Raw genomic sequence first — 19,502 nt, forward strand, 5'->3', positions numbered from 1 at the left:
GGCGTGTTATGAGAAAAATAACAAGAGAGGCGATAAAACAATATGCGTCTTCTGTTAAAGTTTACTATAGAGGAATGCGTTACTATGCTGCTCATGCCGTTTCTAACGTTACATGGAATGACAGTATAAAGCAGTATAAAGGGATTGTAAAAGGAAGCAATCAGTATATAGTTACTGTTCAGGTTGAAGAAGATGGAAATATGATATATTCATGTAACTGTCCTTCGCATGTTAAATTATCGGGAGCATGTAAACATGTTATTGCAATGATGCTTTTTATCGCAGACTATCAGCAGAGGGAAGATGCGAAAGTTAATTTAAAAGGAGAAGACAGAGTTGCGTACAATGTTGTAGAGTATTTTAGAAAAAGAGAATACAACCATTTGACTCCAAATTATTTTCGACTGAAATTAAATATATCAATTCCGGAATTTTTGAAAAGTAAAAATTCGAGGGCTTATGTTAGTTTTGAAGCCGGTGAACATAAAATGTATAAGGTTTCAAATACAAAAAAATTTATAAATGACTATTATAATGAAGAGACAATAGAACTTGGCAAAGAGTTTCATTTTGTTCCGGGAGAGAGTGCATTTGAGGAAAATTCTGCCAGAATTCTTGACTATATCATGGATATATATGAAATTCAGGAGACACTCGGAAAATCATATTATTCAAATTTGTTTAAAAGACAGGAACTTGTGCTGTCAAAAAAAATGCTGCAAAAACTGCTTGATTTATCAGAAAATATTGAGTGCGACATAAATATATACGGAAAAGAATTTAAGGACATAAGAATAGAAAAGGGAAATCCTGACCTTTCGATAGAAATGATTTTGAAAGATAATGCACTGTCATTAAAAAAGATAGGCGAAAATAAACTTATCTCACTTTGTGAGGATGGAAGCATTCTTTTTTACAACAATACATTATATATGCCGCAAAAGGATTTCATAAGCTGTCTTTTGCCGTTTTATTTGCCACTTTTTATGCAGAATGGTAATGAGATTGAGTTTAGAAATGAAAATAAGAACAGTTTTGTGGAAAAAGTACTTCCTATATTAAAGAAGCAGATGGATGTACATGTTCCTGATGAAATTAAAAATATGTATATAGTTGAGCCACTTGTGCCTAAACTTTATCTTGACATATACCAGAGCAGGAAAAAAATATCCATAACTGCGATTATAAAATTTCAATATGGTGATTGTACCATAAATCCGCTGAAAAATGATTATTCGGGAAAATATATACTTGTCCGTGATAAAGAGGAGGAGGAACGCCTTACAAGGGTGTTGTATGATCTGAATTTTAAGATAAGTGACAATGCCTTTCTTCTGAAAAATGAGGATGACATTTTTAATATGATGACCGGCAAAAGACATGTTCTCACAGATAACTTTGAAGTATTTTACTCTAAAGAATATAAAAATATAAATGTCAAAAAGATTGGGCATATGTCAGCGAATATAAGGCTTAATACGGATATAAATCTTCTTGAGATGGATATGGACTATGCACAGATACCGAAAGACGAGCTGGAAGACTTTTTTAGAGCAATACATTTAAAAAAGAAATATTACAGACTTAAGAGCGGTGCATTTATAAGTCTTGAAGATGAAAAGCAGAAAAAAACGCTTGAATGGCTTATTGAGAACAGTGTACAAAATGATTCGGGAGTGCTGAAATTTGAGGAAAATGCAGCAATTTATATCGATGAGATAATGCCGGGCGGAAGTTTTGTTACAAGGGATGAGGGATTTGACAGATTACTTGATGATATAAAGAAACCGGAGATAAGTGAGTACCCTGTTCCTGAAAATATTAAAGCAAAGATGAGAAAATATCAGGTGGTCGGATACAGATGGCTTAAAAATCTTGCAAGATACAGCATGGGTGGAATTCTGGCTGATGATATGGGGCTTGGAAAGACTTTGCAGACTATCGTATATATATGTTCGCAGCCTGAAAGCAAGTCGCTTATAGTCTGCCCAACCTCACTGACATACAACTGGCAGGAAGAATTTGAAAAATTTGCACCTCATATAAGAACAAGAATTATATCAGGTGACCCAGATGAAAGAAAAAGACTTATATGTGAAGACAGACAGGATTACGATGTGTGGATTACAACATACCCTCTAATAAGAAAGGATATGGAATTTTTTAAAGAGATAAAATATGACAATATGTTTATTGACGAGGCACAGTTTATAAAAAATCCTGCGTCTCTCGGTGCAAAAGCGGTTAAGTCTGTTGTGGCGGCGCACAGATTTGCACTTACGGGAACTCCTATAGAAAATACTTTATCTGAATTGTGGTCTATTTTTGATTTTATAATGCCTGGATTTCTTATGAAGTATTCAAAGTTTTCAGATTATTATGAAAAGCCGATACTTAAAGAAAAAAATGAGACTAAGATGGAAGAACTCAAAAAGAGAATCCAGCCGTTTATACTTAGAAGAATGAAAAAGGATGTATTGAAAGATCTGCCTGATAAGATAGAGACAAAGAGAATATCAGAAATGACGGCAAAACAGAAAAAGATATATCTCTCATATCTTTCAAGGATACAAAGTGAAATACGCGATAACAGCGAGATACAAAGCGGAAAGGAAAGAATACAGGTCCTTGCCGCACTTACAAGACTGCGTCAGATATGCTGTCATCCGGGAACTTTTATTGAAAATTATCATGGTGGCAGCGGAAAACTGGAGCTTCTTATGGAGCAGCTTCCGGACATATTGGATGGAGGCCACAGCGTTATTGTATTTTCGCAATTTACGTCAATGCTTTCGATAATTGCGGATGAATTAAGAAAAAATGATATACCGTATTTCTATCTTGTCGGAGCTACAAAGCCGGAGGAGAGAAAAAGGTACGTTAAGGAATTTAATCAGGGAGAAGTGAAAGTATTCCTGATTTCACTTAAAGCCGGCGGAACAGGACTTAACCTGACAGGAGCAGACACCGTTATACATTTTGACCCTTGGTGGAATCCGGCGGTAGAGGAACAGGCTACTGACAGGGCATACCGCATAGGACAGAAGCGCAAGGTACAGGTTATAAAGTATGTAATGAAAGATTCGATTGAAGAAAAAATCTATGAATTGCAAAAACGAAAAAAAATGTTGTCCGACTCAGTCATTGAAGCGGATGAATTATTTGTAAACAATTTGACTAAAGATGAAATACTGGAGTTGTTCAAATAAGAAAAAAAACTATTGCAATGTAAGAAATGTTGTGATATTATATTGACTGTTGTTTGTGAGTAGAGATATTCCTCTGTTACGGTTGTAGGATTACACATAAGTATTAAGAATGTCAAAATAATTAAGGAGGTCACAAAATGAACGATATTATTAAAGCAATTGAAGATGCACAGTTAAAAGCAGAAGTAGCAGACTTTAGAGTAGGTGATACTGTTAAAGTTTATGCTAAGGTTATTGAAGGCTCAAGAGAGCGTATCCAGGTATTCGAGGGTACAGTACTTAAAAGACAGAACGGTGGAGCAAGAGAGACATTTACAGTTAGAAAGTTCTCTAACGGTGTAGGTGTAGAGAAGACTTGGCCTGTTCACTCACCAATCATTGATAAGATTGAGATAGTTCGCAGAGGTAAGGCAAGACGTGCTAAGTTATTCTATCTCCGTGACAGAGTTGGTAAGGCTGCTAAGGTTAAAGAAATCGTTAAATAATTTTTGCGTAAGCATCTTATTAAGATTAAGGACTTATTCCGTATTTGTGGAATAAGTCCTTTTCACTTTTTGATTAAAATTCTTTTGCTTAAAAAAACAAAAAAGACAACTCAAAAGAAAGAGAAGTCTTTTGAGTTGTCTTTTATTATTCCGAATGCGGAAAATGGGACTTGAACCCACACGTCGTTGCCGACACATGAACCTGAATCATGCCTGTCTGCCAATTCCAGCACTTCCGCATATGTTAATAAAACACTAGACAATAATACCAGCTAATGCAGTGAATGTCAATTAAAAAATAAAAAATATATTGAAAAAGTAAAAAAAAGCAAAATTCAAAGACTTATCACATTTGCAGTCTTGACTTATATTTTTTTTTCGATAGAATAGAAGATAGCGTTTTATCACATATATTAGTGATTTGTGCGTATAGAATACATTTGGAGGAGCAACAATGAATTCAGCAAAGAAAATAATGAATCAGCAGAATAGTGACAGTGAAAAAAAATCAAATACTGTAGCTAAGGCTGCGACAAGCAAAACAAGATTAGGAAAAAGTTCTGGCAGAAATGTCAAGGCAATTGTATGGAGTGCCATCTGTATAGTTTTAGTACTTGTACTTTGTATTGGTGTTGGCATACAGCAGTTCAAGCCACAGGTGGCTTTTTCAGTTAACGGAACCAAGATAACAATGGATGATATGATGTATCCGATTTATGTCAAAGAGTCAACTTATCTTCCATATGATGAGATGTATCAGGCATATATGGGGACTTCTGTGTGGGAGTCAACTTATCAGGGAAGTGACAAAAATGTACCATCAGGAATATCAAACAAGATAGGTATAAAGCAGGAAGTGTTAGATGAAGAAGAAGCATATGAGGTTCTTTATCAGGAAGCAAAAAAATCAAATTATAAACTTAGCTCAGATGAAAAGAAAAAAGTTGAAGAGTATGTTACACAGGCAGGAAAAGGTTTAACATGGATGCAGAAACTTCGTCTCAGCATGTCTAAGAAAAATCTTACAAAGAGATTTGAAAAGACAGTTCTTGCTGATAGATTTAAATCTGACAAGCAGAATGAATTAAATAAAGAAGTTGACAAAGATTCAGTTATTAAAAAGGTTTCTAAGAAAGATTACCGTGAGTATGATATTCAGTATTATGCTGTACCGCTCTCAAAGACAGACAGCAAAGGAAATACTAAAAAGGTTTCAGCTGCTAAGAAGAAATCATATGAAACTGAAATTAAAAATCTTGCAAAGAAAGCAGCATCAGCAAAAGATTTCACAAAGCTTATCGGAAGCAAGGACAAGACAGATATTACTTATAACAAAGCAGAATTTACTGAGAAAGATGGATGGTCATATCTTTCAGCAGCCAATTTAAAGAAAGTTAAGGCTATGAAGAACGGCACAATTTCACAGGTATTTCTTGATGAAGAAGCAGGATACTATGTATTTGTGAAGATGATTGATAACAACTCAACAGCAAGTTATCAGAAAGCATGTGATTCGGCAGTTACATCTGCACAGACAGAGAAATATGATAAATGGTATGAAGAGCTTAAAGGAACATACAAAATAAATGTTAATGCAAGTGTTTGGAATGATGTCACAATAGGAACAATGACAACAGAAATAGTAACAGCAGATGATTTACAGAAGATGAGCAAAAAGTCTTCTTCATCAAAGAAGTCATCATCAAGTAAATCTTCATCATCTTCTTCTGAAAAGTCATCGTCATCAAGTGAGTCATCATCAAGCAGCAGCTCAAGTAGTTCAAGCAACTCATCAAAATAACAGCAGGAACAGGAAGAAAAAGGAAATGGAGGCACCGCAATGGGAAGTGTAAGAAGGATTTATGTTGAAAAGAAACAGCCATATGCAGTACATGCAAAAGAACTCAAAGAAGAAGTAAAGCGCTATCTTGGTATAAAGAGTATTACAAATGTCAGAGTGCTTATTCGTTATGATGTTGAAAATCTTAGTGAAGCAACTTACAAACAGGCTCTTGGAACAGTATTTTCAGAACCGCCTGTTGACAACTGCTATGAAAATGAATTTGAAAAAGCTGACGGAAGTTTTGTTTTTTCGGTTGAGTATCTTCCGGGACAGTTTGATCAGAGAGCAGATTCGGCAGAGCAGTGTGTTAAACTTTTAAATGAAAAGGAAAATCCGGTTATACGTTCTGCGACAACGTATATTTTTGAAGGAGAGATTGCCAAACAGGACGAGGATAGGATTAAGGAATACTGTATTAACCCTGTAGATTCAAGAGAAGCTTTGGAAAATATTCCTGATACACTTGTACAGGAATTTGATGAGCCGGCAGATGTTGCTGTATTTGATGGCTTTAGAGATATGTCAGAAGATGAACTGAAAAAATTATATGAGTCTCTTAATCTTGCGATGACATTTAAGGATTTTCTTCATATTCAGAATTATTTTAAGAGCGAAGAAAACAGAGATCCTTCTGTGACAGAAATCCGTGTACTTGATACATATTGGTCTGACCATTGCCGCCATACGACATTCCAGACAGAGCTTAAAAATGTCAAATTTGAGGACGGATATTATAATGCACCTATTGAGGCATCATATGAAATGTATGAAGATGCGAGAAAGGAACTTTTTAAGGACAGACCTGACAAATATGTCTCACTCATGGATATTGCACTTATGGGTATGCGTAAACTTAAAGCTGACGGAAAACTTGATGATATGGAAGAGTCAGATGAGATTAATGCATGTTCAATAGTAGTTCCTGTTGAGATTGACGGAAAGACAGAAGAATGGCTTATATTCTTTAAGAATGAAACACATAATCATCCTACAGAGATTGAGCCTTTTGGTGGCGCAGCGACATGTCTTGGCGGTGCTATCCGAGATCCACTTTCAGGTCGTGGTTATGTATATCAGGCAATGCGTGTAACAGGTGCTGCTGACCCTACAGTATCGATGAAAGATACACTTTCAGGAAAACTTCCGCAGCGTAAGATTGTAACAGGTGCCGCAAAGGGATACAGTTCATACGGAAACCAGATAGGACTTGCTACAGGTCTTGTAAATGAGATATATCATCCGAATTATGTTGCAAAGAGAATGGAGATAGGTGCTGTTATGGGTGCTGCTCCAAGACGCAACGTAATCCGTGAAAATTCCGATCCGGGAGATATTATTATTCTTCTCGGAGGCCGTACAGGACGTGACGGTATCGGTGGTGCGACAGGTTCATCAAAAGCTCATACTACAAAATCAATCGATGTATGCGGCGCTGAGGTTCAGAAAGGTAATGCACCTACAGAGAGAAAAATACAGCGTCTTTTCAGAAGAGAAGAAGTTAGTTCAATCATAAAGAAATGTAACGATTTTGGTGCAGGTGGAGTTTCTGTAGCTATTGGAGAACTTGCAGACGGACTTAGGGTAAATCTTGACAAAGTTCCGAAAAAATATGCAGGTCTTGACGGAACAGAACTTGCAATTTCAGAGTCTCAGGAACGTATGGCTGTTGTTGTTGACAGCAAAGATGTAGACAAGATGCTTAAGTTTGCTGAGGAGGAGAACCTTGAAGCAGTAGCGGTAGCAGAGGTTACAAAAGAGCCTAGACTTGTTCTTTCATGGAGAGATAAAGTTATTGTTGACCTTTCAAGAGCATTTCTTGATACCAACGGTGCACATCAGGAAACAGATGTAGTTGTCACAATGCCTGATGAAAAAGCAAACTATTTTGAAGAAAAAAAAGATACTAAAGATATAAAGAAAGCATGGCTTGACACATTATCAGATTTAAATGTCTGCTCACAGAAGGGCCTTGTAGAGATGTTTGACAGTTCTATCGGTGCAGCAAGTGTATATATGCCATACGGTGGTAAATACCAGCTTACACCTACTCAGTCAATGGTTGCAAAACTTCCGATGTCTGAGGGTAAATGTGATACGGTCACTATGATGAGTTACGGACTTGACCCTTATCTTGCAAGCTGGAGTCCATATCATGGTTCTGTATATGCAGTTATCTCATCTGTAGCAAAAATCGTTGCAGCAGGTGGAGACTACAGTAAGATAAGATTTACATTCCAGGAGTACTTTAGAAGACTCGGAGAAGATCCAAAGCGCTGGGGCGAGCCTATGGCAGCACTCTTAGGTGCATATGATGCACAGATAAAGCTTGGTCTTCCTTCAATTGGCGGTAAAGACAGTATGTCAGGTTCATTTAACGATATAGACGTACCTCCTACACTTTGTTCATTTGCAGTTGATATTGCCAAGACAGGAGATATTGTTTCGCCTGAACTTAAGAAAGCTGGAAATGTTTTAGTAAAATTTGATATAGAAAAAGACAAATATTCACTTCCTGTATATGAGCAGCTTATGTCACTCTATTCAAAGATTACAGATATGATAAAATCAAAAATTATTGTTTCTGCATATGCAGTAGGTTTTGGTGGTATCTGTGAAGCTGTCAGCAAGATGGCATTTGGTAACGGATTTGGTGTAAAAGTTGAAGAAAGTCTTGACAGTGATGAATTATTTGCCAAAGATTACGGCTCTATCATAGCAGAAGTATCAGCGGATGATCTTGATAAGATTAGTGCAGAATATAAGAAGATTGCAGTTGTAACTGACGATGCTGAATTTGTATATGGAGATACAAAGATTTCCATGAAAGAAGCACTTGAGAACTGGACAGGCAGACTTGAGAGTGTATTTCCTACACGTTCAGATGTTGAGCAGACTAAACTCGAGGATAAGCTTTTTGATGCAAAGACTGTTTATACTGCAAAGAACAAAGTTGCAAGACCTAAGGTATTTATACCTGTATTCCCTGGTACAAACTGTGAATATGACACAACGAAAGCATTTGAACTTGCGGGTGCGGATGTAGAAACGGTCGTATTTAAGAACATGACGGAGAGCCAGATTGTAGAATCTGTAAATGCATTTGAGAAAGCAATCAGGGATTCTCAGATACTTATGTTCTCAGGCGGATTTAGCGCAGGTGATGAGCCTGACGGTTCAGCTAAGTTTATCGCATCAATCTTTAGAAATCCAAAGATTATGGATGCAGTACATGAACTTTTACAGAAGAGAGACGGACTTGCACTCGGTATCTGTAACGGATTCCAGGCGCTTATTAAACTTGGACTTGTACCGTTTGGTGAGATTAAACCTCAGACAGCAGATGCACCTACACTTACTACAAACAGTATAGGACGTCATATATCTAAGTCAGTATATACAAAGGTAGTAACAAACAAGTCACCATGGCTTATGAAAGCAGAACTTGGCGGAGTATACGCAATACCTGCATCACATGGCGAGGGACGTTTTGTAGCACCTAAGAATGTGATAGATGATTTGTTTGCAAACGGTCAGGTTGCAACAAGATATGTAGACCTTAACGGAGTACCTACAATGGATGAGGATTACAATCCAAATGGCTCATATGCAGCTATAGAAGGAATCACAAGTCCTGATGGAAGAGTGCTCGGTAAGATGGCTCATTCAGAGAGAATCGGTGACAGTGTTGCTATAAATATTGTTGGAAACCAGAATCAGCACATATTTGAATCAGGTGTTTCATATTTTAAATAAAAAAATTAAAAAAAGTGTTGACAAATACTAAAGTATAATGTAATATATATCTTGCTTGCGGCGAACGGCTCGCAGGCAAGAGAATGCACGAGTGGCTCAGTGGTGGAGTATCGCCTTGCCAAGGCGAGGGTCGCGGGTTCGAATCCCGTCTCGTGCTTGAGACGAAATTCAAAGACGAAGATTGTTTTTTGAAAGTCTTACAATTACATAGCTCTTTTAGAGAGTGCACGAGTGGCTCAGTGGTGGAGTATCGCCTTGCCAAGGCGAGGGTCGCGGGTTCGAATCCCGTCTCGTGCTTGAGACTAAATTCAAAGACGCAGGTTAGTTTTTGAGAGTCTTACAATTACATATAACTCTTTTAGAGAATGCACGAGTGGCTCAGTGGTGGAGTATCGCCTTGCCAAGGCGAGGGTCGCGGGTTCGAATCCCGTCTCGTGCTTTTGTTTTTTATAGGGCGAAACAATTAGGTTTTGCCCTTTTTTCAAAATCAGATTTTTTATGTTATATTGTTTATGCAGATTTTGTATTTGTACATGAAATGGAGGTTCAAATGGTTGTAACAGAATATTCACTTATAGGTGCTTTGTTAAGATTTTATCCTGACACTATTGAGGATTTTAAAGAAGTCGGAATGAATTGTGTGGGATGTCCTTCATCGGCAAAGGAGACAATAGGACAGGCATGCAATGTTCATTCGGTAGATGTAAATGAACTTATAAAAAAACTGGATAAACGAATAAACGGATAGTTTTTTGTAAATGCTTTTTATGAACCTGTATGGGAGGAAGATTATGGGAAAAAAGAAAAATAAGAAGAAAAAAGAGAGGGAGAACATCAATGTGAAAACAAAAGTTTATGTGATATTTACAATTTTGCTTATTGCATTGATAGGAGTATATTATTATACTTTTCATCCTGCGATAAATATTCATCTTGAGCCATTTTGGGGTGCGGTTATAGTAGTATTTATTGGTTTTGGCTGTATATTTGCACTAAATCAGATAAAGGATGCATGGTTTTCCAATGTATCAGAAGTGTTTAGGGAAAAAAAGCTGTCGTTTATAACAAAATTTTTCTTTGTGCTTGCACTTTTATCTGTTTTTGTTTTTGCGATTGGTTCGATTGCCGGGCTGAAAGTTTTCAGGGCGAAAACATATTCGCAGATGCTCAAAGTTAAGACGTATGATTTTGCAAAGGATATAGACGAAACTGAGCAGATAACAGATATAGCTCTTATGGATACGGCAAGTGCCAAAATATTTGGAAACAGAAAAATAGGTTCACTGTCGGATGTGGTCAGCCAGTATGAGGTTGAGGATGCATATACGCAGATTAGTGTGGATAAACAGCCATTTAAGGTATCGGCACTTAAATATGCAAGTTTCTTTAAATGGTGGAACAACAAAGATAAAGGAATACCGGGTTATGTCAAGATAAATCCCGTAAATTCCAATGCAGAATATGTAGAGCTTGACAAAGGGATGAAATATGTTCCGTCGGCATATTTTAATTATAATCTTGAAAGACATGTACAGCTTAAATATCCATCTAAGATAATAAACGGATATAATTTTGAGGTTGATGACAATGGAAAACCGTATTATGTATGCCAGACAGTCACAGCTAAGGTAGGTCTTTTCGGAGGTGTTGATGTAAACGGAGTTATAATATGTGACCCTGCAAGCGGTGACTGTGATTACTATAGGATTAACAATATTCCAAGCTGGGTTGACAATGTCTACAATGGTCATCTTCTTGAAAAGAAATACAATTGGTATGGATTGCTTTCAGATGGATTTATAAACAGTATAATAGGACAGAAAGGCTGTAAGCAGACAACTGATGATTTTGGATACAAGATAATTGGTGATGACGTATGGATATATACAGGTGTCACTTCGGTAAACGGTGACCAGTCAAATATCGGTTTTGTTATGATGAACCAGAGAACATCAGAAGCAAGGTATTACAAAGTATCAGGAGCAGAAGAACACTCTGCCATGGCTGCGGCAGAAGGTGAGGTACAGGAGAAAGGATATAAGGCTTCTTTCCCAAGTCTGATAAATGTTGCCGGGGTACCGACATATATCATGGTGTTAAAAGATGATGGAGGTCTTGTGAAGATGTATGCGATGGTAAATGTTTCGCAGTACAATATGGTAGCAACTGCGACTTCACAGTCGGAAGTATTCTCAAATTACAAAAAGATGCTTGCCAAAAGCGGAAAAGGAGAGAATATAGAACGTGACTTAAAGACAATAGATATAGAACTTAGAGATATAAGGTTTATAAACACTGATGATGGAACGATGGCTTACCTTGTTTCTGAGGACGGTAAAATCTTTAAGCAGGCATTTGCCGAGAATGAACATCTTGTAGGATTAAAGGCCGGGGATAAATTAAGAATTGAGTATGAATCTTCAGGGGATGATGCGGATGATATAGCATATATGACATCATATGAGTATATTGAAAAGTAAATGAATACAATTGATTATTGATTGAAGGTATGCATCTATGTATCGTATATTCTGAAAATATATTGAAATGCTGTTTAGCAGTTGTTTATGACAATGCAGGCATGAACGGTGACAGTTTATATTTATTTAATAATTGTTCATAATTAGACACATTGTATTTTGCTCATAATGCGATAATATATTTATTATATAATAAACATATCGTTTTGAAAGGGCTTGATATTATGAGAGAAAAAATTGCCAGATTTATGCAGGGTAGATATGGAGTAGATCAGTTTAGTAACTTTCTGGTAATGTTTGCAGTAGTGCTTATGGTTTTAGAGATGATTATAAGAATACCGATATTTCATTTTATCTGCAATATCGTTACATTGCTTGCCATAGTGTATGCATATGTGAGAATTTTGTCAAAAAATCATAGTAAACGGTATGCTGAAAATGAAAAGTTTATGAGATTCTATGGTCAATTTAAAAGCAGTATTGCCAGAAAAAAAGCCAATATGGTACAGAGAAGGACACATCGCATATATAAATGTCCTAATTGCAAACAAAGTATAAGGGTGCCAAAAGGAAAGGGCAGGATTGCGATTACATGTCCAAGGTGCAAAACTGAATTTATAAAAAGGAGCTGATATACTTGTTTGGCTATATCATTCCAAATTATGATGAATTGAAAATAAAAGATTTCAAGACATATCATGCTTACTATTGCGGTTTATGCAGAAGTTTAAGAGAACGGTCGGGAGTGAGCAGTCAGATATCGCTGACATACGATATGACATTTTTGGGACTTTTGTTGTCTTCACTATATGAAGATGGAAATGTATCGACAGCAGAGTGCAGATGTATTGCACATCCCGGAAATAAACATCTGTATGTCAAATCTGACTGCTTGAATTATGCAGCTGATATGAATATTGTAATGACATATTATAAATGTGTGGACGACTGGAACGACGAGAAAAAAATATTAAAAGTTTTTTATGGTCATTTGTTAAAGAAAAAGGAAAAAAGATTATTTCCTTATTATGAAGAAAAGATTAAAATAATAACAGAAAATCTCGCTAATCTTTATATGGCAGAAAAACAGGACTGCAAAGATCTTGATGAAGTGTCAGGGTATTTTGGCAGGATATGTGAGGCGATATTTGTTTATAAGAAAGATGAATGGTCTGATTTTCTTGCAAAGATAGGTTTTTATCTCGGAAAATTCATATATCTGCTTGACGCATACGAGGATTTGGAAGAAGATAAGAAAAAAAAGTGTTTCAATCCTTTGGTGGGAATACAGGCTCAGAAAAAAGAAAAGTTTGATGAGTTTGTACATCAGATTCTTTTAATGATGATGTCAAATGTCGGACGGGCATTTGAGAGACTCCCAATAGTTACAAATGCATCTATTCTGAAAAACATAATTTATTCAGGAGTATGGCAGAAATACAATAAGATTGTAAATAAAATAGACGAAGATAATCTTAAAAAGAATAATCCGGATTGGAGGAAAGTATGATAGATCCTTATAAGGTGTTGGGAGTTACGCGCTCAGCTTCCCAGGAGGAAATAAAAAAATCATATAGAAATTTGAGCAGAAAATATCATCCTGATGCAAACATCAATAATCCGGACAAGGAAGAGGCAGAGGAAAAGTTTAAAGAGATACAGCAGGCATATCATCAGATTATGGATGAACGTGAAAATGGCGGATATGGTTACGGTGAGGGTGGCTATTATGGCGGCGGAGCCGGTGGATTTGGAAGTGCTTCCGGATACGGAGGTTTTTCAGAATTTGCAGGAAATAATGATTCCGGTTCGGAAGAATACAACATGCATTTGAGAGCAGCATCAAATTATATTGCAAACAGATATTACAAAGAAGCGTTGAATGTTTTAAATCAAATGGAAGAACACAGTGCACGCTGGTATTATCTTTGTGCTATGGCAAATATCGGACTTGGAAACAACATTATTGCACTTGAACAGGCAAGACAGGCTGCTGAAATGGAGCCTTATAATGTAGAGTTTGCTACACTTGTAAGAAAGCTTGAGACAGGAAATATGTGGTATGAAGACATGCAGTATTCGTATGATACTCCCGGCGAATCGACAGGCGGATTATGCATGAAATTGTGTGTCACATATGCCGTATGTAACTGTTGTCTAAACAGTTCAGGAATGTGGATGTGGTGATGTCTGGTTTTTAGATAAGTATTATTTTAAGAGGTGAGGTAAATCATGAGGGAAATGACATTTAAGATGGAACGTCCAGGTCTTGTAAAAGAGGGAGACAAAGTTCATGTAAGTGAGAAAAAAACAGCATTAAATTACAGCTATATTATTGAGCCGGCAGTGGCAATGTCCGGCTGCTTTAAAGTAAATGAGAGAATTGAGGACAGAGACGGGATAGTAAAAGAGGTAAAACACACTGAGCGTGGATATTACGTTGTTGTAACATTTGAAAAATAAATGAATTTTTGATAAGCAATCCGTAGCATCAATTGGGGTCAAAATACCTTTTGACCCCGATATCGTTGCATACAGATATGCAAAATAGAGGCGATTAAAAAGGAGTAAAAAGTAAAAGATGATTAAATTTGACAATACTGCCGTAATGAATTTTGAAAACGCGATGCGTGGTGCGAGAAATCCATTAAACAGCTGGGCGAGAAGTGACAGCAGTTACGATGAAAACGGAAACTTTGTGTTTGGACCAAATGACCTTGATCTTGCAAAAAGACTTTGTCAGGCGGGAAATGACCACAGAAAATTTATAAGACAGATATTTATATCAGTTGATATAACAGCACCTATTTATTGGTGGAAAGAGTATGATACATACAAGGTAGGTACGGTTGCAAATTCAACAAGTACAATGCACAAGATACACAGCAAACCTTTTGAACTTTCGGATTTCAGTACAGACCATATGACGGATGAGGCACTTGAGGCAATGAAACTTATGGTAGCTTCACTTGAAAATATAAGACTTAAATATATGGATACAAAGGATAAGGCACTTTGGTACAGTCTTATACAGCTGCTTCCGGAGAGTTATCATCAGATGCGAACATGCACAATGTCGTATGAGAATGCAATTGCAATGTATAATGCGCGTCATAATCATAAACTTGCAGAATGGCATACATTCTGTGACTGGGTATGTGAACTTCCTTATTTTACGGACTTATTTCCGTTTATAAATGCAGAAGAATAAAATATTATTTATGGAGGAAAAGATAAATGTTAAAAACAGGTATTAAAGGACATCAGGAACTCGTAGTAACACAGGAACTTACAGCAAAAAATATGGGAAGCGGAGTTATGGATGTGTTTGCAACTCCGGCTATGCTTGCGCTTATGGAAAAAACAGCATTTACAAGTGTAGCAGAATATCTCAATGAGGGCTGCGGCTCAGTTGGAACTAAGGTAGATATAGGACATGTGGCATCTTCACCTGTCGGAATGAAGATTACATGTGACAGTGAACTTATAGAAATAGAGGGAAGAAAACTTGTATTTAAAGTGGAAGCTTATGATGAGAAAGGTCTTATCGGAAAAGGAACACATGAAAGATTTATTGTAGAAAATAAGAAGTTCCAGGAAAAGACAGACAACAAATTAGCAAAATAAAAATGAGAATTAAAATCCCGGCAATTCAGGCTTTGAGAAATCTGAACTGCCGGGATTTTTTTGCTTTTAAAAAACAGATTATTTTATATAAAATTATAAACTATCTCTTATTACTCTGTCTCCAAATATGCATTTTATCTGCTTCTGCAATAAGCTGATCCCTGAAATCAGGATGTGCAACTGAGATGAGAGCTTCAGCTTTCTGCCATGCAGATAAACCTTTGAGATTGACGATACCGTACTCAGTGACAAAATAGTTAACGTTTGCACGTGTATCGGTAACGATTGAACCGTTTGTGAGAGTTGGTTTGATTCTTGACTGTACAGTGCCGTCTTTTGTCTTGAAAGTAGAAGACATGCAGATAAAGCTCTTTCCTCCGTTTGAAAGGTAAGCGCCAAGTACGAAGTCAAGCTGTCCGCCTGCACCACTGATATGTTTTGTTCCTGCACTTTCTGCGTTTACCTGTCCGAATAAATCGATATCGACAGCATTGTTTATAGAGATGAAATTGTCTATTGAAGCGATAACTGACATATCGTTTGTGTAATTAACAGGAGCACTCATACATTCAGGATTTTCGTTCAGATAATCGTAAAGTTTCTTTGTTCCTGAACCAAAGGCGTATACCTGGCGTCCTTTGTCACGTGTTTTTCTAAGTCCTGTAATCTTGCCGGCTTTTGCAATATCGACAAAAGCGTCAACGTACATTTCAGTATGTACACCGAGGTCTTTTAAGTCAGACTGTGCGATAAGTGAGCCGACAGCATTTGGCATGCCACCGATACCAAGTTGTAAACATGCACCGTCAGGAATTTCGTCAACTATATATTTAGCAACAGCTTCGTCAACGGCAGTAGTAGGAGCAGGTGCACCAGTTTCAAGGATTGCAGGATTGTCTCCTTCAACTATCATGTCAACCTTGCTGATGTGAATGCCATTTTCAAATCCGCCAAGACAGCGAGGCATATTTTTGTTAACTTCAACAATAATAATGTCGGCAACTTCGCAACATGCAGCCATGTGGGAAGCATTTGGACCAAAATTGAAGAAACCGTGAGCGTCCATAGGAGAAGCTTGGAACATTGCTACACGAGGCGGAGTTTTGCTGTCTCTGTAGTATCTTGGAAGTTCAGAATACTTGATAGGAGCATAAAAACAAAATCCTTTTGCGACAGCTTTTCTTTCAATACCGCTGCTGTGCCATGAATTCCATGTAAAATGTGAAGCAGGGTCTTCGATTTTAAAGATTTCAGGCTCTTTCATAAGAATACCGCCGCGGATGTTTATATCTGTAAGTTCAGGCATACGTTTTGCAAGTGCTTTGTCGAGGGCATCAACAGTGCCGGTACACCATCCATAATCAATCCAGTCACCGGATTTGATGACTTTAACCGCTTCATCGGCAGAAGTAAGTTTCTGCTTGTAAATTTCATTAAAATCCATAATTATCCTCATTTCTGTGTCACAAGATAGTTGTAATATTCCAGATATGCGGTATCTTTCTGATACCGCAGAAAATAAGAATGACCTGCACTGTGACACAAGTGCATAGCTTTATTTCTAATAATAGAATAACACTATTGAAAAAAATAAGCAACAAATGAATTGTGTAATAGATTGCCGTCAATGTAAGAAATTGTAAAAAAACTTAAGATTATAAAATATAAATTAAAAATAAAATAGTAGTTTGAAAAAACTTGCTTAATTTGTTTTTTTGTTATATGATTATTTATGATAGAACCGATTGTGTGTGAATGTTACATATATTATTAGAACGACAAAAGATAAAGTCGGTATTATGTAAAACAAATTTGTAATTAGTTGGTCGGTTTCTAAATTAAAACTGATGAAAATTCAGTTATTATTGGACAAGGAGGAACTTATTTTTATGGCAAAGAAAGTAGTTTTAGCAGGCGCTTGTCGTACTGCAATCGGAAAAATGGGCGGAGGATTAAGCACTACTCCGGCACCAGTATTAGGTTCAATTGTTATTAAGGAAGCTCTTAAGAGAGCTAATGTACCTGCAGATCAGGTTGATCATGTATATATGGGATGTGTTATCCAGGCAGGTTTAGGACAGAACGTTGCACGTCAGGCTTCAATCAAAGCAGGACTTCCTGTTGAGACACCAGCCGTTACTATAAACGTAGTTTGTGGTTCTGGTCTTAACTGTGTAAATATGGCTGCTCAGATGATTCAGGCTGGAGATGCTGACATCGTTGTTGCAGGTGGTATGGAGAACATGTCTATGGCACCTTATGCTATGATGCAGGGTCGTTTCGGATACCGTATGAACAATGGAAAACTTGTTGATACAATGGTAAATGATGCTCTTTGGGATGCATTCAACCAGTATCATATGATGATTACAGCAGAGAACGTTGCTGACCAGTGGGGACTTACACGTGAAGAACTTGACGAGTTCGCAGCAAACAGCCAGCAGAAATGCGAGAAAGCTATCGCAGCAGGCGCATTTGATGATGAAATCGTTCCTGTTGAAGTCAAGACAAGAAAAGGTGTTACAGTATTTGATAAAGATGAGGGACCACGTCCTGGAACAACAGCTGAAAGCCTTTCAAAACTTAAATGCTGTTCAGGAAAAGAAGGCGGCGTAGTTACAGCAGGTAACGCATCAGGAATCAATGACGGTGCTGCTGCAATCGTTGTTATGAGCGAAGAGAAAGCTAAAGAACTCGGTGTTACACCAATGGCTACATTCGTTGCCGGAGCACTCGGCGGAGTAGATCCTTCAATCATGGGTGTTGGACCTGTAGCTTCTACAAAGAAAGTTCTTGCAAAGACTGGTCTTACAATTGATGACTTTGATGTATATGAAGCAAACGAAGCATTTGCTGCACAGTCAGTAGCAGTCGGAAAAGACCTTAACTTTGATCTTTCAAAACTTAATCCAAACGGTGGTGCTATTGCACTTGGACATCCTGTTGGAGCTTCAGGATGCCGTATCCTTGTTACACTTCTTCATGAGATGCAGAAGATGGATGCTAAGAGAGGTCTTGCTACACTTTGTATCGGTGGTGGAATGGGCTGCTCAACAGTTGTTGAGAGAGACTAATCCGTTTTCAGATACAGCAGTTGTTTGAGATATTTGAAAAAGCATTGAAAATAAATATTACCGGATATTCTTTTGTTTTAGAATATCCGGGTTAATATGTATCTTAAAAAGGAGTAAATATCATGGATTTTATTTTATATGAAGTTAAAGATGCCGTTGCAACTATTACAATCAATCGTCCAAAGGCATTAAATGCTTTAAACAGCCAGGTTCTTGATGAACTTGATGCTACACTTGATGCAATTGATCTTGATACAGTTAGAGCCGTTATCCTTACAGGAGCAGGCGACAAGTCTTTCGTTGCCGGTGCTGACATCGGAGAGATGAGCACACTTACAAAGGCTGAAGGCGAAGCATTTGGTAAAAAAGGAAATGATGTATTCCGTAAACTTGAGACATTACCTATCCCTGTTATCGCAGCAGTAAACGGTTTTGCTCTCGGTGGCGGATGTGAGATTTCAATGAGCTGTGATATACGTATCTGCTCAGAAAATGCAATGTTCGGACAGCCTGAGGTTGGTCTCGGAATCACACCTGGATTTGGTGGAACACAGAGACTTGCCAGAACAGTTGGTGTTGGTATGGCTAAACAGCTTATCTACACAGCAAGAAACATCAAGGCTGATGAGGCTTACAGAATCGGTCTTGTAAATGCAGTATATCCTGCTGAGGAACTTATCCCTGCAGCAGAGAAGCTTGCAGCTACAATTGCAAAGAATGCGCCTATCGCAGTCCGCAATTGTAAGAAAGCAATCAATGATGGTCTTCAGGTTGATATGGACAAGGCTATCGTTATCGAAGAAAAACTTTTTGGTGACTGCTTTGAGACAGAAGACCAGAAAGCAGGAATGGGCAATTTCCTTGCACCTAAGGATCAGAAGGTTAAGGTTGTTCCATTTAAGAACTGTTAAGTAAAGACAAAAATTATTGAATTAGAGAAATTATTCCTGAATAGAGAAGCTATTCATCGAATCGGTTGTGAATTCAGCCACAGATATCTGACATACAGATAAATATAAAATTATGGAGGT

15 protein-coding genes and 4 tRNA genes are annotated in these 19,502 nt (G+C 37.3%); 17 read left to right on the forward strand and 2 right to left on the reverse strand.

Annotation, left to right across the window (positions count from 1 at the left end):
- Nucleotides 1–8: 8 nt before the first annotated feature.
- Complete coding sequence (locus ACZLXV_RS03490; RefSeq protein ID WP_482382499.1) at nucleotides 9–3,209, forward strand: SNF2 helicase associated domain-containing protein; 3,201 nt, start codon at nucleotides 9–11, stop codon at nucleotides 3,207–3,209.
- A 137-nt stretch (nucleotides 3,210–3,346) separates the two neighbouring features.
- Nucleotides 3,347–3,694 carry a 50S ribosomal protein L19 gene (gene rplS, locus ACZLXV_RS03495; protein WP_367335711.1) on the forward strand — a complete coding sequence of 116 codons (348 nt, stop codon included), beginning with the start codon at nucleotides 3,347–3,349 and terminating at the stop codon, nucleotides 3,692–3,694.
- A gap of 155 nt (nucleotides 3,695–3,849) precedes the next feature.
- On the opposite strand, the gene ACZLXV_RS03500 is transcribed toward rplS, so the two are convergent.
- Nucleotides 3,850–3,933: transfer RNA gene (locus tag ACZLXV_RS03500), tRNA-Leu, on the reverse strand.
- 215 nt (nucleotides 3,934–4,148) lie between these two features.
- Here ACZLXV_RS03500 and ACZLXV_RS03505 point away from each other — a divergent pair.
- The 13 genes from ACZLXV_RS03505 to ACZLXV_RS03565 all read left to right on the forward strand — a co-directional run bounded on the left by ACZLXV_RS03505 (nucleotide 4,149) and on the right by ACZLXV_RS03565 (nucleotide 15,397).
- The gene (locus tag ACZLXV_RS03505; RefSeq protein ID WP_482382500.1) at nucleotides 4,149–5,495 is read left to right on the forward strand and encodes a hypothetical protein; all 1,347 of its coding nucleotides are present in this window, start codon (nucleotides 4,149–4,151) and stop codon (nucleotides 5,493–5,495) included.
- A gap of 39 nt (nucleotides 5,496–5,534) precedes the next feature.
- A complete protein-coding gene (locus ACZLXV_RS03510) occupies nucleotides 5,535–9,290 on the forward strand; it encodes a phosphoribosylformylglycinamidine synthase (protein ID WP_482382501.1) in 3,756 nt (1,251 codons plus the stop codon).
- Between the two features lie 85 nt (nucleotides 9,291–9,375).
- Nucleotides 9,376–9,447 (forward strand) — tRNA-Gly (locus ACZLXV_RS03515).
- Nucleotides 9,448–9,515: 68 nt separating this feature from the next.
- Nucleotides 9,516–9,587, forward strand: a tRNA-Gly gene (locus tag ACZLXV_RS03520).
- A gap of 70 nt (nucleotides 9,588–9,657) precedes the next feature.
- Nucleotides 9,658–9,729, forward strand: a tRNA-Gly gene (locus ACZLXV_RS03525).
- 111 nt (nucleotides 9,730–9,840) lie between these two features.
- Nucleotides 9,841–10,038 carry a DUF1858 domain-containing protein gene (locus tag ACZLXV_RS03530; RefSeq protein ID WP_022015262.1) on the forward strand — a complete coding sequence of 66 codons (198 nt, stop codon included), beginning with the start codon at nucleotides 9,841–9,843 and terminating at the stop codon, nucleotides 10,036–10,038.
- Between the two features lie 43 nt (nucleotides 10,039–10,081).
- A complete protein-coding gene (locus ACZLXV_RS03535) occupies nucleotides 10,082–11,770 on the forward strand; it encodes a hypothetical protein (protein WP_482382502.1) in 1,689 nt (562 codons plus the stop codon).
- Nucleotides 11,771–11,994: 224 nt separating this feature from the next.
- Nucleotides 11,995–12,402, forward strand: a complete 408-nt coding sequence (locus tag ACZLXV_RS03540; protein WP_022225802.1) for a hypothetical protein — start codon at nucleotides 11,995–11,997, stop codon at nucleotides 12,400–12,402.
- Between the two features lie 5 nt (nucleotides 12,403–12,407).
- Nucleotides 12,408–13,280, forward strand: coding sequence for a DUF5685 family protein (locus tag ACZLXV_RS03545; protein ID WP_482382503.1), 873 nt, complete (start codon nucleotides 12,408–12,410; stop codon nucleotides 13,278–13,280).
- Nucleotides 13,277–13,957, forward strand: a complete 681-nt coding sequence (locus ACZLXV_RS03550; RefSeq protein ID WP_482382504.1) for a DnaJ domain-containing protein — start codon at nucleotides 13,277–13,279, stop codon at nucleotides 13,955–13,957. Before ACZLXV_RS03545 ends, ACZLXV_RS03550 begins: the two co-directional genes overlap by 4 nt.
- Nucleotides 13,958–14,002: 45 nt before the next feature.
- On the forward strand, nucleotides 14,003–14,233 hold the full coding sequence (locus ACZLXV_RS03555) for a hypothetical protein (protein ID WP_022225805.1): 231 nt from the start codon (nucleotides 14,003–14,005) through the stop codon (nucleotides 14,231–14,233).
- Nucleotides 14,234–14,351: 118 nt separating this feature from the next.
- Nucleotides 14,352–14,981, forward strand: coding sequence for a hypothetical protein (locus ACZLXV_RS03560; RefSeq protein ID WP_482382505.1), 630 nt, complete (start codon nucleotides 14,352–14,354; stop codon nucleotides 14,979–14,981).
- A 26-nt stretch (nucleotides 14,982–15,007) separates the two neighbouring features.
- Entirely contained in the window at nucleotides 15,008–15,397 is a 390-nt protein-coding gene (locus tag ACZLXV_RS03565) for a thioesterase family protein (RefSeq protein ID WP_482382506.1), read from the forward strand.
- Between the two features lie 100 nt (nucleotides 15,398–15,497).
- On the opposite strand, the gene ACZLXV_RS03570 is transcribed toward ACZLXV_RS03565, so the two are convergent.
- Nucleotides 15,498–16,841 carry a butyryl-CoA:acetate CoA-transferase gene (locus ACZLXV_RS03570; RefSeq protein WP_022225808.1) on the reverse strand — a complete coding sequence of 448 codons (1,344 nt, stop codon included), beginning with the start codon at nucleotides 16,839–16,841 and terminating at the stop codon, nucleotides 15,498–15,500.
- Between the two features lie 445 nt (nucleotides 16,842–17,286).
- Between ACZLXV_RS03570 and ACZLXV_RS03575 the strand changes: the two genes are divergently transcribed.
- Both ACZLXV_RS03575 and ACZLXV_RS03580 read left to right on the forward strand, forming a co-directional pair.
- Nucleotides 17,287–18,471 (forward strand): acetyl-CoA C-acetyltransferase, encoded by a 1,185-nt coding sequence (locus tag ACZLXV_RS03575; RefSeq protein ID WP_022225809.1) that lies wholly within the window; start codon nucleotides 17,287–17,289, stop codon nucleotides 18,469–18,471.
- A 122-nt stretch (nucleotides 18,472–18,593) separates the two neighbouring features.
- The gene (locus tag ACZLXV_RS03580; RefSeq protein WP_022225810.1) at nucleotides 18,594–19,382 is read left to right on the forward strand and encodes an enoyl-CoA hydratase-related protein; all 789 of its coding nucleotides are present in this window, start codon (nucleotides 18,594–18,596) and stop codon (nucleotides 19,380–19,382) included.
- The last annotated feature ends 120 nt before the right edge of the window (nucleotides 19,383–19,502 follow it).

The organism is Butyribacter sp. (genome assembly GCF_056818865.1).

Bases quoted from the DNA above. Each gene is read 5' to 3' on its own strand.
- ACZLXV_RS03560 (WP_482382505.1), top strand. From the start codon at position 14,352: ATGATTAAATTTGACAATACTGCCGTAATGAATTTTGAAAACGCGATG.
- ACZLXV_RS03535 (WP_482382502.1), top strand. From the start codon at position 10,082: ATGGGAAAAAAGAAAAATAAGAAGAAAAAAGAGAGGGAGAACATCAAT.
- ACZLXV_RS03490 (WP_482382499.1), top strand. From the start codon at position 9: ATGAGAAAAATAACAAGAGAGGCGATAAAACAATATGCGTCTTCTGTT.
- ACZLXV_RS03505 (WP_482382500.1), top strand. From the start codon at position 4,149: ATGAATTCAGCAAAGAAAATAATGAATCAGCAGAATAGTGACAGTGAA.
- ACZLXV_RS03575 (WP_022225809.1), top strand. From the start codon at position 17,287: ATGGCAAAGAAAGTAGTTTTAGCAGGCGCTTGTCGTACTGCAATCGGA.
- ACZLXV_RS03510 (WP_482382501.1), top strand. From the start codon at position 5,535: ATGGGAAGTGTAAGAAGGATTTATGTTGAAAAGAAACAGCCATATGCA.
- ACZLXV_RS03565 (WP_482382506.1), top strand. From the start codon at position 15,008: ATGTTAAAAACAGGTATTAAAGGACATCAGGAACTCGTAGTAACACAG.
- ACZLXV_RS03555 (WP_022225805.1), top strand. From the start codon at position 14,003: ATGAGGGAAATGACATTTAAGATGGAACGTCCAGGTCTTGTAAAAGAG.
- ACZLXV_RS03580 (WP_022225810.1), top strand. From the start codon at position 18,594: ATGGATTTTATTTTATATGAAGTTAAAGATGCCGTTGCAACTATTACA.
- ACZLXV_RS03570 (WP_022225808.1), bottom strand. From the start codon at position 16,841: ATGGATTTTAATGAAATTTACAAGCAGAAACTTACTTCTGCCGATGAA.
- rplS (WP_367335711.1), top strand. From the start codon at position 3,347: ATGAACGATATTATTAAAGCAATTGAAGATGCACAGTTAAAAGCAGAA.
- ACZLXV_RS03540 (WP_022225802.1), top strand. From the start codon at position 11,995: ATGAGAGAAAAAATTGCCAGATTTATGCAGGGTAGATATGGAGTAGAT.
- ACZLXV_RS03550 (WP_482382504.1), top strand. From the start codon at position 13,277: ATGATAGATCCTTATAAGGTGTTGGGAGTTACGCGCTCAGCTTCCCAG.
- ACZLXV_RS03530 (WP_022015262.1), top strand. From the start codon at position 9,841: ATGGTTGTAACAGAATATTCACTTATAGGTGCTTTGTTAAGATTTTAT.